This window comes from Corynebacterium sp. ACRPF (assembly GCF_022347395.1).
Classification (GTDB): Bacteria; Actinomycetota; Actinomycetes; order Mycobacteriales; family Mycobacteriaceae; genus Corynebacterium; species Corynebacterium tuberculostearicum_D.
Genome location: NZ_JAKRNB010000002.1, coordinates 40,465 through 53,421 on the forward strand (window position 1 = coordinate 40,465; position 12,957 = coordinate 53,421).

Consider the following 12,957-nt stretch of genomic DNA (forward strand, 5'->3'; position numbering starts at 1 on the left):
CAGGGCATCATTCAGAAGAATTCATGCAATCCGTGTGTCTATAGTATGACGCGGATTGATTCTCAGCTTTCCGCTCTCTTTCGCATTCGTTTCCCACTCTGCGTGCATTGGAGTCCAAACCTTGACTAATAACAACGCTTGGGGTCAACCGGAGCCCTCCTCCCCAGACTCCGGCTCCTCGGGCAGCGCCCAAACCTGGGGTGCGCCCTCCCCCGCATCCCCTACGCAGGAACCAGATCCCAAATCCACTGGCAAGGGCAAACGCCTAGCCATAATTGTGGTAGCCGTCTTGGCGGCACTCGCTCTTGTAGGCGCTGGTGCATGGGCGCTGCTAAATAATCACGATTCCACAGACGACCCAGGCTCCACTCTTTCAGCCCCAGCTTCTACGCCTTCAGGTTCAGCGGCCTCCAAAGAGGCTTCTTCAACCGAGTCCGAAGAAGTTACAGAAGAGAAGTCCGAAGGCAAGGACAAGAACGCTGCCGCAGCGGATGCTCCTACCAAATACGAAAAGTGCAATGACTTCGCAGATGAAAAGCTCAGCTCGTTGACTAGACCAGTTAAGCAGTATTGCGATGACTCATGGCTTTTTGCCGGTGAAGACGGGACTTCAAACTTAACGTTGTTCTATTGGACTGACAATGCGTGGCACAAATACAAAACGGATGGAACAGCTTGGCCCTCTGATATCGGATGCTATGACCAAGACAAGCTTGAAGAAGCAGGAGCACCGCTTCCCCTCCTTGACAAGGTCGCACTTTGCACCGATGAAGGCGACACTTCAACAGAAGCCGAAGACACCGAAGAAGACCCCGCAGCAGACGAGTTTGCGTGGGCCGGCGACTGGAACGGCAAATGCGATGGTCGCTATATCCTCATCGTTGAATCCGCACTGATCGATGGGCCAGAACCATATACTGAGACCTCTCGCGTCCAGGATAAATACCCCGGTTCCAAGATCCTTCGCGGCGGGGCCTGCAGCTCTCTACGTGAAACGGTAGACGGCAAATCCGTCTACGCCATTTACTATGACGCCGGTTATAGCGTGGACAAGGTCTGTTCCCTTAAGGCCCAGTATGGCGGCAATGCTCGTTCCCTAAACGATAAAGGAGACTTCTCCGATCCCTGTTAATCCCCCTATACCCCTCCCCTATCACTCTCCTTCCGGCATTTTCACGGCCTATTTACACCAGAAAGGACCCTGCCGTGGCTCACTACAATCTCTACAACTCCCTCTCCCTGGATCCTTCCGCTGAGTCTTCCCAGCTAGTCGCCGATGTCGAGGCCAAGCTAGCTCAGTTAAGTCCGGAAAACGCAGCAGCTCGAGACGAGCTCACCACTGCTCGTGAGATTTTCTCGGCTGAAAGTCGCCGCTCGCAATATGACAAAGAGCTGGCAGACCCGACCGGTCCAGAGGTAGATATCGCACGCATTCGCCAAATTGCAGCTTCCCCTGCTGGAACAGCTACAGGCATATCTACTCCCACGCATGAGGCCCCATCCCCTGAAGCCAATAGCGCATACACCCCTGCCCCCGGATATACCGCTGCACGTACGTCACAACACGGTTGGCCTACTCAAACCACTTCCCAGACCCCGGCTCCATCCAATAGCACCGGCTTCAGCAGCTCTAAAAAGCAGTTCACTGTTGACTTCAGCAATATGTCATTCCCGGTTGAACCTGCCCGCCAACGCTGCCAGTCCATAATGTGGTGCGTGGTGTGGGGAATCCTACTGTTGATGTGGCTCATCGCCGGTATCCGCGGGCTCTCCTTAGCCGGCACAGCCAACGATGCCACCGCAATGAGCCTGATTATGGGCTCTTCCGATCTCGAAGCAAAGACCGCAAACTTCACCGCCTCAATGATCAAGACTGTTATCGCTACCCCGCTTCTGCTTGTCCTGGCAGAGTTCATTTGGTCTATCCGCAAAACCCTCGGTCTAAAGGGCGCCAATAATGCATAGACTTCGCTTCACGGCAGGCATTGTGTTAGCGGGCTTAGTCGTGACCGCCTGCACTGAGAATTCCACGGACACCACAGGCCAAGAGCCTACGATTGAGACAGCGACTATGTCCGCTACAGAAGAAAACAGCGATGCCAAGCCGGAAGAATCGCCCACTGACTCTGCTGCGACGGAAGAAGAAACTACTCGGCCGGTGCCTCCGAACGTCGTGATGGATGACGAGCAGCCGAGTCCAGAAGCCGACACCACTTCGTCGTGTGGCGCAGCTGATGCCCAAACAGCATTCACCGAGGGAGTATCCCAAGTCGCTCCGTGGGGCACCATCGGATGGGAGCTCTTTGATTCCTCCGGCTATGACCCCTGCGCATCCCTATCGTGGGAAACCCTGATGATTGAGGGAGGAACTAGTTCTTCTCCTTTCCACATCATGCTGTTTAATCACGGCGAATACTTAGGCACCGCAACGGCAAAGCCCTATGGATTCGCCCCCACTATTGAGCGTGTGAGTGATTCCGAGATCGCGGTAACCTACCACTGGCCGCGCGAAGGTGAAGGCAATGCCAACCGCTCAGGCACAACCGACGCAGGCTTCCGGTGGGATGAAGGACAGCAAAAGGTCATCATGTCCGGCGACGTACCGCCAACGGGATAAGAAGTCTAGGATCGTCATTTCGGCTTGTCTTGGCCAGCGCTGTTGCTATTGTCGGGTTTGACTCGGCTTCCTGCTAATAGTCCCGCGAAAGGAAACTCGACCATGCTCAACAGCCTCGACCATTTCTTGCTTCAACTGCGTTCCGCAGCAGCAGTGGCTAGCGCCGGTGTTCTCTGCTTTTCCTTAACAGCCTGTGGAAGTGATTCTGCGGATCCAGAAGATTCGCCTTCTTTCTCTGCTGCAAAGGAAAGCGCTCCAGAAGCGAATCAAGCTCCCTCTTCCACCGACGGAAATACTGAAGAAAAGCCCGCGCAAAAGACCACTACCGTCGTCGAAACTCCTCCAGAGAAGAAGCAGGACGAGAGTGCACCTAGCCGGGGTCAAGACAATGGTGGCTCTTCTGAGTGCAGCTCCGACAATGACGAGAGTGCCTATGAAAAGGCAATCGCTCAGGTTGAACCATATCCAGGACTTAATAGGCCGTGGAGGCCTTTTGACTCCAATTTTGACCCGTGCGCAGATCTTTCGTGGATAACCGTCACGCTTGAAGGAGCGACCGCTTCCTCGCCATATCACATCCTGCTTTTCCACAATGGCGAATACCTAGGAACGGCCACTGCAAAGGCATACGGGTTTTCGCCAAAGGTCAGCCGAGTGGATGATTCCGAGATTGCAGTTACCTACCGCTGGCCAAAGGAGGGTGAGGGCAACGCTGAAGCATCGGGGACAACACAAGCCGGCTTCCGCTGGGATGAAGGTGCGCAAAAGGTAGTCATGTCCGGCGACGTTCCGCCTATGCAATAGTTCGATGTAAAACAAGCACGTTTCGCTAAAACTTCACCAGTTAGGCGGCGAAACGTGCTTGTTTTGTTTGCGGAGGCGGCCGCGGTGCGGCGGAGCGGTGCTTCGAGGGGAGCACGGAAGCCAAGAAATGGCCGCGTTCTAGGCTTTCGCGGGGAGCTAGGGGCGGTTATCGTGGCTGTAACGTAGCCGAAGGAGAGATAAGAATGAGCGAGAAGACGTTTCAGCAGAAGTTCGGGGCTTTCGCGCTGGTGGCGGCGGTTGTCCTGCCGATCGTGAACTTGACCGTAGTAGGGCCTACGGTGTTCGGTATCTCCACGCCGCTGCTGCTCGGCATCACGGGCATCCTAATGATGCGCGGTGAAAAGAACAGCAGCAGCGCAAAGAGTGACTAGCGCAGGCGGTGGCCTACGAAGCCGGCGGCGAGGGTGTTGCCGGAGGATTGATCGATGAGCAGGAAGTTGCCCACCGCGCCACGGGCGGCATAGTCCTCGACGGGGAGCTCGGCCTGGGTCTGGATGGTGATGTGGGCGATGTCGTTCATGGCGACGGACTCGGGGTCCTCGACGTCGGAAACGCCATCAAGATCCAGGGTGCGGGTGACGGCGGCGACGCGGGCTTTGACCAGGGAAGAGCCGTAGCGCAGCTTGAGCATCTGGCCAGGCTTAATCTCCTTTTCGGTCAGGCCCACAACGGTGGCGTCGAATTCGCGGGTGGACGCGGGGCGCTGGGGGCCGGCGAGGAGATCGCCGCGGGCGAGATCGACGTCGTCGGCAAGCAGGAGCGTGACGGAGTCACCGGTGGCGGCTGTGTCGGCTGGGCCGTCAGCGGTGTCAATCTGGGTGATGGTGCTGGTGCGGCCTTCAGGGAGACGGACCTCGTCGCCCACGGAGATGGAGCCTGCCTTCACGCGGCCGGCATAGCCGCGGTAATCGAAGGCATGCTCGCGGATGACGTACTGGATGGGGAAACGGAAGTCCAGCTCATCGGCGCGGCCGGTGGCCACGGGGACGGTCTCAAGCACCTCGAGGACGGTTGGGCCGGTATACCACTCCATATTGGCAGAACGCTCAACCACGTTATCGCCCTTGAGCGCGGAAATCGGGACAACGGTGATATCGGTGATACCCAGGCGGGTGGCGATCTGGTTGAACTCGGACTCGATATCGCGGAAGACCTGCTCGTCATAATCCACCAGGTCAATCTTGTTCACCGCGAGGACCACGTGGCGCACGCCCAAGAGCGCGGCCACGTTGAGGTGGCGGCGGGTTTGTTCGACAACGCCATGGCGGGCGTCGATAAGAAGCACCACCACCTGGGAGGTGGACATGCCGGTGACCGTATTGCGGGTGTACTGCACGTGGCCGGGGGTATCGGCGAGGATGAAGGTGCGCTTATCCGTGGCGAAGTAGCGGTAGGCCACGTCGATGGTAATGCCCTGCTCGCGCTCGGCACGCAGGCCGTCAACAAGCAAGGAAAGGTCCATGCCATCGAAGCCGCGGTCGGTGGAGGTGCGCTCCATGGACTCCACCTGGTCTGCAAGCACGGACTTGGTGTCATAGAGCAGGCGGCCGACGAAGGTGGACTTGCCGTCATCAACGGAGCCGGCGGTGCACAGGCGCAGGGTATCGCGCTGCTTGAGGGCGCCGACATTCGGCGTGAGGGTCGTGGTCATCAGAAGTAGCCTTCCTTCTTGCGGTCCTCCATGGCGGACTCGGAAAGTTTGTCATCGGCGCGGGTGGCGCCGCGCTCGGAAAGGGTGGAAATGGAGATCTCCGCGAGTACCTCATCCGGGGTCGACGCGGTAGATTCCACAGCGCCGGTGCAGGACATATCGCCCACGGTGCGGTAGCGCACGGTGCGGGTTTCCAGTTCCTCGCCTTTGGCCGGGCCGCCCCATTCGCCAGGTGCTAGCCACATGCCATTGCGCTTGAATACCTCGCGCTTATGCGAGTAGTAGATGGAGGGCAGCTCCAGTTCGCGGGCGCCGATGTATTCCCAAATATCGGATTCGGTCCAGTTGGAGATGGGGAAGACGCGGACGTTTTCGCCGGCCATCTTGCCGCCGTTGTACAGGTCCCACAGCTCGGGGCGCTGGCGGCGGGGATCCCAGCCGCCGAAGGAATCGCGGATGGAGAAGATGCGTTCCTTGGCGCGGGCGCGCTCCTCGTCGCGGCGGGCGCCACCGCACACGGCGTCATATTCGCGCTCGGCGATGGTCTCTACCAGCGGCACGGATTGCAGCGGGTTGCGGGTGCCATCGGGGCGCTCTTGCAGGTCGCCGCGGTCGATCCAGTCCTGGACGCGGGCGACGTGGAGGCGAGCGCCGGATTCTTCCACGAGGCGGTCGCGGAAATCGATGACCTCAGGGAAGTTGTGGCCGGTATCGACATGGAGCAGCTCAAACGGCACCGTGGCCGGGGCGAAGGCGCGGCGGGCTAGCTCGAAGACGACAACGGAGTCCTTGCCGCCGGAAAAGAGGATGCCTACCTTGTCGAACTGCCCGGCCACCTCGCGCAGGATGTGGATGGACTCGTTTTCTAGGTCTTTTAAGTGTGGAGAAAGTGTGCTCATTATTCGTGTAACCCGCATTCTGTCTTGCCGTCTGCAAATACGCGCCCGGACCGGGCATCGTCGCCTTCACCAACCGGGAAGGTCAGCGGTGCGCAGCCGATGGAGCGGTATCCCTGCAGGGTGAGTGGGTGGATGATGAGGTCGTTGTCCTCGATATAGCGGTCCGTATCGTCTAGATCCCAGGTGATGATGGGCGAGATCTTCAATCGGCCGGTGCGGTCGAGGCTCAGCGCCGGGGCGGTGGCGCGGTGCTCGGAATCGGCGCGGCGCAGGCCAGTGACCCAGCCGGCATAAGGGTCCATGGCCATGTTCAGCGGCTCGACCTTGCGCATGCGGTTATAGGCCGCGGTATCGCGGGCGTAGAGGCGCGGGCCGTATACCTCGTCTTGTTCCTCTGGGCTGAGCAGCGGGAGCACCCGTACTAGGGGTAGGTCCGGGTAGCGCTTTTCTACCTCGTCGGCTACCTCCAGGGTTTCCTGGAAGTGCCAGCCAGTATCGATGAAAAGCAGGTCTGCATCGAGCCCGGCGCGGTGAGCGAGCTCGGCCAAGACCGTGTTTTCCATGGACATGGTCACGGCCAGGCGGCCGGGTGCGTGTTCGGCGGCCCATTCGGTAATGGTTTCCGCTGAGGCGTCATAAAGCTTATCCGCCCACTGGTCCACCAATTGCTGGTTGCGCGCGGCTACCTCGGCGTCCAGCGGCGCGGTATCGCGCGTGCCTTCCGGGGAGATGCTGGGGTCGCGGTAGTTCTTGCCACCGTCCAGCAGGTTCGTCGTTGGGTTCATGCCGTCACACATTAGGCAAAACCCCGAGGCGGCGCAGCGGATTCTGGGCGAAAAGCCGCTGAGCTTGGCGGGAGGTGCGAATAAAAAGTTTCCAATCCGTACCAAGCGGACTAGATTTACAGACAAGACAGTCTATTGCGGGCGTCCGCGCCCCGCACAAGGAGGCACTTTCATGCAGCGTATAGCCATCATCGGGGAGGGCCCGGCAGCCCTATCCACCACCGAGAAGCTTATCAGCGCTGGCATGTGTGTGGACCTCATTACCCAGTGCACCGCACCATTCGGTCTACTCCGCCGCTTTGCGGGCTTGGCAGGCGTGCTGGGCGACGCCGTCACGGGCTCTCACTGCGGCCCCGGCACCACTCCCCGCTTGCGCCTTATCGGCAACGTGCGGGTAGGACCAGACGGCGATATCACGCATAACGAAATCCAGCGCCTGGCCGCCTCTGGCGACCGCGAGCTCCTCGTTTTGGAACTCAAGGCCCGCGGCGTGACCGTCACCACGTGGGAAGGCCTATGCGCCCCACTGCAGGATTTTGAAGACTGGCGCAGCGTCATCACCCGCGCGCAGCTGGCTCACGTGGGGATTTAGCAGCAATTACCGACTAGCGCCCCACCCACCACCGGTATAAACTTGCACGGCTACCCAGCCACGGCAAGGAAAGGGGCGCGAGTCCATGGATCTGGTTCGCATTCTCGTTACACGGTCGGCGCCATATACGCCGTATTTCATCGCGGTGCTTGTCCTGCAGGCCTTATCTACGGCCGCCACGCTGTACCTTCCATCGCTTAATGCCAAGATCATCGATGAAGGTGTGTCTCAGGGCGATGTGGACTTCATTTGGCGCACCGGCGGCATCATGCTGGCCGTCGCGTTTGCCCAAGTCATCACCGCCATCGGCGCGGTATGGTGCGGCAGCCGCACCGCCATGGGCGTCGGCCGAGATCTACGCGGCGAGGTCTTCCGCCACGTTAATTCCCTGTCCACTGAGGACATGAGCCGCTTTGGCACACCTACGCTCATTACCCGCGGCACCAATGACGTCCAGCAGGTGCAGATGGTCTACATGATGATGCTGAACTTCATGGTGACCGCACCCATCATGTCCATCGGCGGCATCATCATGGCCGTGCGCGAAGACGCAGGCTTGTCCTGGCTGGTGTGGGTATCCGTAGCGGTGTTGCTCGGTACCATCTCCGTTATCATTTCCCGCCTCATGCCGCTCTTCCGTTCCATGCAGGACAAGCTGGATTCCATCAATGGCACCCTGCGCGAGCAGATCACCGGCATCCGCGTGGTGCGTGCCTTCGTGCGCGAGGCCTATGAGTCCGAGCGCTTTACCGAGGAAAATAAAAACATCACCCGCCTGTCCTTGAACATCGGCCGGCTTTTCGTGGTGATGTTCCCGCTCATTACGGTGATCCTCAACGTGGCCACAGGCGCGGTCCTGTGGTTCGGCGGACACCGCGTGGATGAAGGCTTGGTCAACGTCGGCTCGCTGTCCGCATTCCTGCAGTACCTGCTGCAGATTCTGGCGGCGGTCATGATGGGTACCTTCATGGCGATGATGCTGCCGCGCGCCATCATCTGTGCCCGCCGCATCACCGAGGTGCTCCAGCACGAGCCCTCCATTACCCCACCCAGCTCCACCACCTCTCCGGAGACCTGCGCGGGCACGGTGGAATTTCGCAACGTGGGCTTTTCTTATGCCGGTGCGGATGCGCCGGTGCTAGAAGACATTTCTTTTACCGCTCAGCCCGGCACCACCACCGCCATCATCGGTTCGACGGGCTCGGGCAAGACCACCCTGGTTTCCCTCATCCCACGCCTGTACGTGCCGACGGAAGGCCAGGTGCTTATCGACGCCACCCCTACCACCTCCCTGGCCCGCCAGGACATCGTCCAGCGCGTCTCCCTCGTCCCGCAGAAGGCTTACCTATTTAGCGGCACTGTGGCCTCCAACCTGCGCTTGGGCCGCCCCGAAGCCACCGATGACGAGCTCTGGGAGGCGCTGCGCGTGGCTCAGGCGGACTTCGTAGAAGACCTAGACATGCCCATCGCACAGGGCGGCACGAATGTCTCCGGTGGCCAGCGCCAGCGCCTGTCCATCGCGCGCATGCTTGTTGCCCGCCCGCTGATCTATCTCTTCGATGATTCCTTCTCCGCGCTGGACGTGGCCACCGATGCCAAGGTGCGCGCCGCAATGCACGCCTCCTTTGCCGAGCGCGAGCAGCCGGTGACCAGCATTATCGTCGCCCAGCGCGTGGCGTCAATCCGCGATGCCGACCAGATTCTGGTGCTGGATGCCGGCCGCATTGTTGACCGCGGCACGCACGAGGAGCTCCTTGGCCGCTGCGCGGTCTACCAAGAAATCGTTGATTCCCAAGAAACCGCCGGTGTTGCAGGAGGCGAAAACTAATGGCTGAAAACACCACCTCTACCACCGAGTCCACGGACGCCGGCCTTGATCCCATGGACGGCTCCGCACCCCGCCAAGCCAAGAATTTCTGGCCCTCCACCAAACGCCTTTTCTCCCTGCTTGCTCCCTTCAAGCGCAGTCTTTGGGCTGTCGCGGCGATGAATATCGTCTGCATCTTCTTAGCCGTGGTAGCCCCGAAGATCATGGGCAAAGCCATGGACGTCATCTTTGCCGGCGTCATTTCGCGCAACCTGCCCTCTAATATTTCCGCCGAGCAAGCCATTGCGGGCATGCGCGCTGGGGGCCAGGACCGCTTTGCGGATATGGCTTCCGCAATGGACTTCGTCCCCGGTGAAGGCATCGATTTTAACCACCTGGGCACGCTCATCATCACCGTAATCGCGATGTATATCGTCTCCTCAGGTTTCCAGTGGTGGCAGGGAGCCATCCTCAACAAGTTAAGCATGGATATCGTGTTTGACCTGCGCGAGCGCGTAGAGGCGAAGATTAATGCGCTGCCTCTCAACTACTTTGATTCCCAGCAGCGCGGCGATATCCTTTCGCGCACCACCAATGACATCGACAACGTGCAGCAGGCCCTGCAGCAGGCGCTATCGCAGCTGTTTTATGACGCGTTGCTGGTCATTGGCATCACCATCATGATGTTCAGCGTCTCCTGGCAACTCGCTCTCATCGCCCTGCTGTCCCTGCCGCTTACCGGTCTAGTTATCGGCGTCATCGGCACCCGCTCGCAGCGCCAATTCAAAACTCAATGGCGCTCCACCGGTCAGCTCAATGGCCAAGTGGAAGAATCCTTCTCCGGCCACGACCTAGCCATCGTCTTTGGCCGTACGGAGGCGATGACGGAGGAATTCGACAAGCGCAACGAGGAGCTCTACCGCTCCGCAGCTAAGGCTCAGTTCCTGTCCGGCATCATGATGCCCATCATGCAGTTCCTGTCCTACCTGTCTTATGTGGCCATTGCGGTCCTGGGTGGTCTGCGCGTGGCCAATGGACACATGACTCTGGGCGCTGCCACTGCCTTCATCCAATACTCCCGCGAGTTCAATCAGCCGTTAGGCCAGCTCGGCGGCATGATGCAGCAGGTACAGTCCGGCGTGGCCTCGGCCGAGCGCGTCTTTGAGCTTCTCGACGCCGAAGAGCAAGCCCCCGACACCATCGATGAAGACCTTCCCGGCCGCGCCCAAGGACTCGTGGAGTTCCAAGACGTTGGCTTCTCCTACGCAGAGGATAAGAAGCTCATCACTGGCCTCAACCTGCGCGTGGAGCCCGGCCAAACCGCGGCTATTGTCGGCCCCACCGGCGCCGGCAAGACCACCCTGGTCAACCTACTCATGCGCTTCTATGAGCTAGATAGCGGTCAGATTCGCATTGATGGGCACGATATCGCCCGTATGCCTCGCCATACCCTGCGTTCCCAGGTGGGTATGGTGCTCCAGGACGCCGTGCTCTTCAAGGGATCGATCATGGAGAACATCCGCTACGGCCGCTTGGATGCGACGGACGAAGAAGTCATCGCTGCGGCAAAGGCGACCTATGTAGACCGCTTCGTGCACGCGCTGCCCGATGGCTACGACACCATCATCGACCAAGACGGCGGTGCTATCTCGGCCGGCGAGCGCCAACTCATCACCATTGCCCGCGCGTTCTTGGCCCAGCCCGCGCTGCTCATCCTTGATGAGGCCACCTCTTCGGTCGATACCCGTACCGAGGTCCTCGTCCAAGAGGCGATGAACGCGCTACGCGCGGACCGCACCTCCTTCGTCATTGCCCACCGCTTGTCCACCATTCGCGATGCTGACCTCATCCTCGTCATGGAAAACGGCACCATCGTGGAACAAGGCTCGCACGACGATCTCCTTGCGGCCCAAGGCGCATACTGGCGCCTACATCAGTCCCAGTTCGCTCAAGGGTAGGTCTTCGCCGGCCGTGAGCTATTCCAGCCCTACCGTCACGGTCGGCGCGTTAAAGTGAGCACCCTTGAGGTTTACCAGCTCAAGGGTGACATCGCGCAGCTCGAGATGCTCCATGATTACATCGGGCACTTCCGCATCTGGGACGGGGTGTGGCTCTGGAACACCAAGTTTGTCCAACACGGCATTGATATCGTCGCGGCTTAAATCGATATCCGCCCGGGGTGCAGAAACCTTACCCACCGCCGGGGTGGCTGTGAGCTCGGTAGCCATAATGGTCACCGGTCCGCCGCGTACCTCGGTGGTATCCCCTCCCGTAGTCAACATGCCATCGCCGTAGCGGCCGGGTAGCGTAATCCCCAGATTATCGATGTCGAGGTTCTCGCCCTTCAGCTCTAGAACCCGCACATCACCGCTGGCGGTGGGGAAAGTGCCCAAGGACACGGTGACATTCTTCGTCAGCGTCACCTTATCCGCGAAGACGGTACTGAAGTACGGAACCGCCGGGGCATCTTGCGCATTAACCCGTTCGGAACCGCTCACACCACCCACCACCAGGGCACAGGTGAGTACGGCCAAGCAGCTACGCGCCGCCCGCGGCATCGCCCTCATCATTGCTCTGCTGCTTCCTTGGTGCGGCGCTTTTGCTCCCCCGGCTGCCACGCAAAGGTAAAGGCCCCGCCAATGATGCCGAGCAGGGAGCCGATGATGAAGCCGCCCAAGTTGGACGTCGGCAAGGCGATAATGGCCACGATGATGCCTAGCACCCCGACATAATTCGAGGTTGCCGGCTGGAACCACGCACCAAGGCCGAACATGGCTAGCAAGACGCCGATAAGCAGCGTAGATACGCCAGAAATAGTGGAGATCATGACCAAAAGGTCAGAGATCCGGATGGTGATATAGGCCGGCGCGGCAATGATGATGCCGGACAAGATGAGCAACAGTCCGGGAAAGAAGGGCCGGCCGTTGCGCCAGCGGCGGAAGCGCTGCCACAGGCTGGGCTTAGATTCCTCCTCGCCCGTTGCCTCCGCCGCCGGGAGGGTCTGTGTTTCTTCCGTGCTGGACTCAGCAGCCATTATCGGACCCCCTCCTCACCGTCACTCCCACATTCTTGGCAGAAAGGCGCTGCGCGCCCACGGAGGTGGCCTTCACATCATCAGCCTTGAGGGAAACTTGCTTGGAATAGAGACCCCAGGCGCCAGGATCGGCGGTATCGCTGAGCTGATTCGCATCGATGCCCACGTTGACATCCTGCATCACCAAGGAACCATCCACGTCGGTCGCACCGACCAGCAGGCTATCGGACTCTGTACTGCCCTCACCCTCAGCCTTGAGCGCGAGTGTCGCCTCACCCACGCCGGGCACCTTGGGGACAGTCACCGAAAGACAAAGATCAGAGACCTTCGCGTGGTCCAGCTTGATACGGGCAACGGGAAGGTGTTCTTCGCCCTTTTGATCGTCATCAACAAAAAGCGAAAAGCCTTCTCCGTCCAAGTGCCCCATGGTGATCTTGAAAAAGCTACCGGAAAGGGCCAGGTTTGCTGTCAAACCGCCCTGCGCCACGGCAAATCCGGTGACACCAAAGGCAGCAAGGCCTGCGGTCAAGGCCACCGCGGCCTTGGTGATATTCGTTTTGCCCATGGCGGTTTGCCCTTTCTACGGCGGTTTAGGCTCTCTTCTTGCCAGGTTAGGCCACGCTGCAGGCACCGGCACTGGCTTTACTCTGCCGCCGTGTACAGCACGTTCAAAAGAATGTGACGGCCGAGTTTCTCATCTTGACAGTGTACAGTCCACCCCGCCGCGGCACCGCACTGAATGCAGAC

General features: G+C 59.7%; 14 protein-coding genes. 8 read left to right on the top strand and 6 right to left on the bottom strand.

The features are described 5' to 3' along the window. Positions 1-121 precede the first annotated feature (121 nt). The 5 genes from MHX61_RS01220 (at position 122) to MHX61_RS01240 (ending at position 3,813) form a co-directional block, all read left to right on the top strand. Positions 122-1,132 (top strand): hypothetical protein, encoded by a 1,011-nt coding sequence (locus MHX61_RS01220; protein ID WP_204610845.1) that lies wholly within the window; start codon positions 122-124, stop codon positions 1,130-1,132. Between the two features lie 74 nt (positions 1,133-1,206). Continuing rightward, positions 1,207-1,965 carry a hypothetical protein gene (locus MHX61_RS01225; protein ID WP_204610843.1) on the top strand — a complete coding sequence of 253 codons (759 nt, stop codon included), beginning with the start codon at positions 1,207-1,209 and terminating at the stop codon, positions 1,963-1,965. A gap of 106 nt (positions 1,966-2,071) precedes the next feature. Further along, positions 2,072-2,617, top strand: coding sequence for an LppP/LprE family lipoprotein (locus tag MHX61_RS01230; protein WP_204610841.1), 546 nt, complete (start codon positions 2,072-2,074; stop codon positions 2,615-2,617). A gap of 102 nt (positions 2,618-2,719) precedes the next feature. Continuing rightward, a complete protein-coding gene (locus tag MHX61_RS01235) occupies positions 2,720-3,421 on the top strand; it encodes an LppP/LprE family lipoprotein (RefSeq protein ID WP_239191716.1) in 702 nt (233 codons plus the stop codon). A 203-nt stretch (positions 3,422-3,624) separates the two neighbouring features. After that, complete coding sequence (locus MHX61_RS01240; protein ID WP_204610837.1) at positions 3,625-3,813, top strand: hypothetical protein; 189 nt, start codon at positions 3,625-3,627, stop codon at positions 3,811-3,813. On the opposite strand, the gene MHX61_RS01245 is transcribed toward MHX61_RS01240, so the two are convergent. From MHX61_RS01245 to MHX61_RS01255, 3 genes are read right to left on the bottom strand one after another with little or no spacing between them, the layout of a single operon-like run. Further along, positions 3,810-5,093, bottom strand: coding sequence for a sulfate adenylyltransferase subunit 1 (locus MHX61_RS01245; RefSeq protein WP_239191719.1), 1,284 nt, complete (start codon positions 5,091-5,093; stop codon positions 3,810-3,812). The two genes, MHX61_RS01240 and MHX61_RS01245, sit on opposite strands and share 4 nt — an antisense overlap. Next, entirely contained in the window at positions 5,093-5,992 is a 900-nt protein-coding gene (gene cysD / locus MHX61_RS01250) for a sulfate adenylyltransferase subunit CysD (protein WP_239191722.1), read from the bottom strand. The genes MHX61_RS01245 and cysD overlap by 1 nt, the downstream gene beginning before the upstream one ends. Next, positions 5,992-6,777 (bottom strand): phosphoadenylyl-sulfate reductase, encoded by a 786-nt coding sequence (locus MHX61_RS01255; protein ID WP_239191725.1) that lies wholly within the window; start codon positions 6,775-6,777, stop codon positions 5,992-5,994. The genes cysD and MHX61_RS01255 overlap by 1 nt, the downstream gene beginning before the upstream one ends. A 172-nt stretch (positions 6,778-6,949) precedes the next feature. On the opposite strand from MHX61_RS01255, the gene MHX61_RS01260 reads away from it, so the two are divergent. The 3 genes from MHX61_RS01260 to MHX61_RS01270 all read left to right on the top strand — a co-directional run bounded on the left by MHX61_RS01260 (position 6,950) and on the right by MHX61_RS01270 (position 11,134). Then, positions 6,950-7,369, top strand: a complete 420-nt coding sequence (locus MHX61_RS01260) for a methylenetetrahydrofolate--tRNA-(uracil-5-)-methyltransferase (protein WP_239191729.1) — start codon at positions 6,950-6,952, stop codon at positions 7,367-7,369. A gap of 85 nt (positions 7,370-7,454) precedes the next feature. Continuing rightward, the gene (locus tag MHX61_RS01265; protein WP_239191733.1) at positions 7,455-9,197 is read left to right on the top strand and encodes an ABC transporter ATP-binding protein; all 1,743 of its coding nucleotides are present in this window, start codon (positions 7,455-7,457) and stop codon (positions 9,195-9,197) included. Then, complete coding sequence (locus tag MHX61_RS01270; protein WP_304504359.1) at positions 9,197-11,134, top strand: ABC transporter ATP-binding protein; 1,938 nt, start codon at positions 9,197-9,199, stop codon at positions 11,132-11,134. The genes MHX61_RS01265 and MHX61_RS01270 overlap by 1 nt, the downstream gene beginning before the upstream one ends. 18 nt (positions 11,135-11,152) lie before the next feature. Here MHX61_RS01270 and MHX61_RS01275 read toward each other — a convergent pair whose 3' ends face one another. Genes MHX61_RS01275 through MHX61_RS01285 form a run of 3 tightly spaced genes read right to left on the bottom strand, consistent with a single transcriptional unit; the run spans position 11,153 to position 12,775 of the window. After that, complete coding sequence (locus tag MHX61_RS01275) at positions 11,153-11,746, bottom strand: hypothetical protein (protein ID WP_239191736.1); 594 nt, start codon at positions 11,744-11,746, stop codon at positions 11,153-11,155. Beyond that, a complete protein-coding gene (locus tag MHX61_RS01280) occupies positions 11,743-12,210 on the bottom strand; it encodes a DUF6114 domain-containing protein (RefSeq protein ID WP_239191739.1) in 468 nt (155 codons plus the stop codon). Before MHX61_RS01280 ends, MHX61_RS01275 begins: the two co-directional genes overlap by 4 nt. After that, positions 12,200-12,775 carry a DUF6230 family protein gene (locus tag MHX61_RS01285; RefSeq protein ID WP_049378970.1) on the bottom strand — a complete coding sequence of 192 codons (576 nt, stop codon included), beginning with the start codon at positions 12,773-12,775 and terminating at the stop codon, positions 12,200-12,202. Before MHX61_RS01285 ends, MHX61_RS01280 begins: the two co-directional genes overlap by 11 nt. Positions 12,776-12,957: the final 182 nt, after the last annotated feature.

What these genes read in the sequence shown, in the direction of transcription:
- MHX61_RS01230 (WP_204610841.1), top strand. Translation starts at nt 2,072, where the DNA reads ATGTCCGCTACAGAAGAAAACAGCGATGCCAAGCCGGAAGAATCGCCC.
- MHX61_RS01235 (WP_239191716.1), top strand. Translation starts at nt 2,720, where the DNA reads ATGCTCAACAGCCTCGACCATTTCTTGCTTCAACTGCGTTCCGCAGCA.
- MHX61_RS01240 (WP_204610837.1), top strand. Translation starts at nt 3,625, where the DNA reads ATGAGCGAGAAGACGTTTCAGCAGAAGTTCGGGGCTTTCGCGCTGGTG.
- MHX61_RS01245 (WP_239191719.1), bottom strand. Translation starts at nt 5,093, where the DNA reads ATGACCACGACCCTCACGCCGAATGTCGGCGCCCTCAAGCAGCGCGAT.
- cysD (WP_239191722.1), bottom strand. Translation starts at nt 5,992, where the DNA reads ATGAGCACACTTTCTCCACACTTAAAAGACCTAGAAAACGAGTCCATC.
- MHX61_RS01255 (WP_239191725.1), bottom strand. Translation starts at nt 6,777, where the DNA reads ATGAACCCAACGACGAACCTGCTGGACGGTGGCAAGAACTACCGCGAC.
- MHX61_RS01260 (WP_239191729.1), top strand. Translation starts at nt 6,950, where the DNA reads ATGCAGCGTATAGCCATCATCGGGGAGGGCCCGGCAGCCCTATCCACC.
- MHX61_RS01265 (WP_239191733.1), top strand. Translation starts at nt 7,455, where the DNA reads ATGGATCTGGTTCGCATTCTCGTTACACGGTCGGCGCCATATACGCCG.
- MHX61_RS01270 (WP_304504359.1), top strand. Translation starts at nt 9,197, where the DNA reads ATGGCTGAAAACACCACCTCTACCACCGAGTCCACGGACGCCGGCCTT.
- MHX61_RS01275 (WP_239191736.1), bottom strand. Translation starts at nt 11,746, where the DNA reads ATGATGAGGGCGATGCCGCGGGCGGCGCGTAGCTGCTTGGCCGTACTC.
- MHX61_RS01280 (WP_239191739.1), bottom strand. Translation starts at nt 12,210, where the DNA reads ATGGCTGCTGAGTCCAGCACGGAAGAAACACAGACCCTCCCGGCGGCG.
- MHX61_RS01285 (WP_049378970.1), bottom strand. Translation starts at nt 12,775, where the DNA reads ATGGGCAAAACGAATATCACCAAGGCCGCGGTGGCCTTGACCGCAGGC.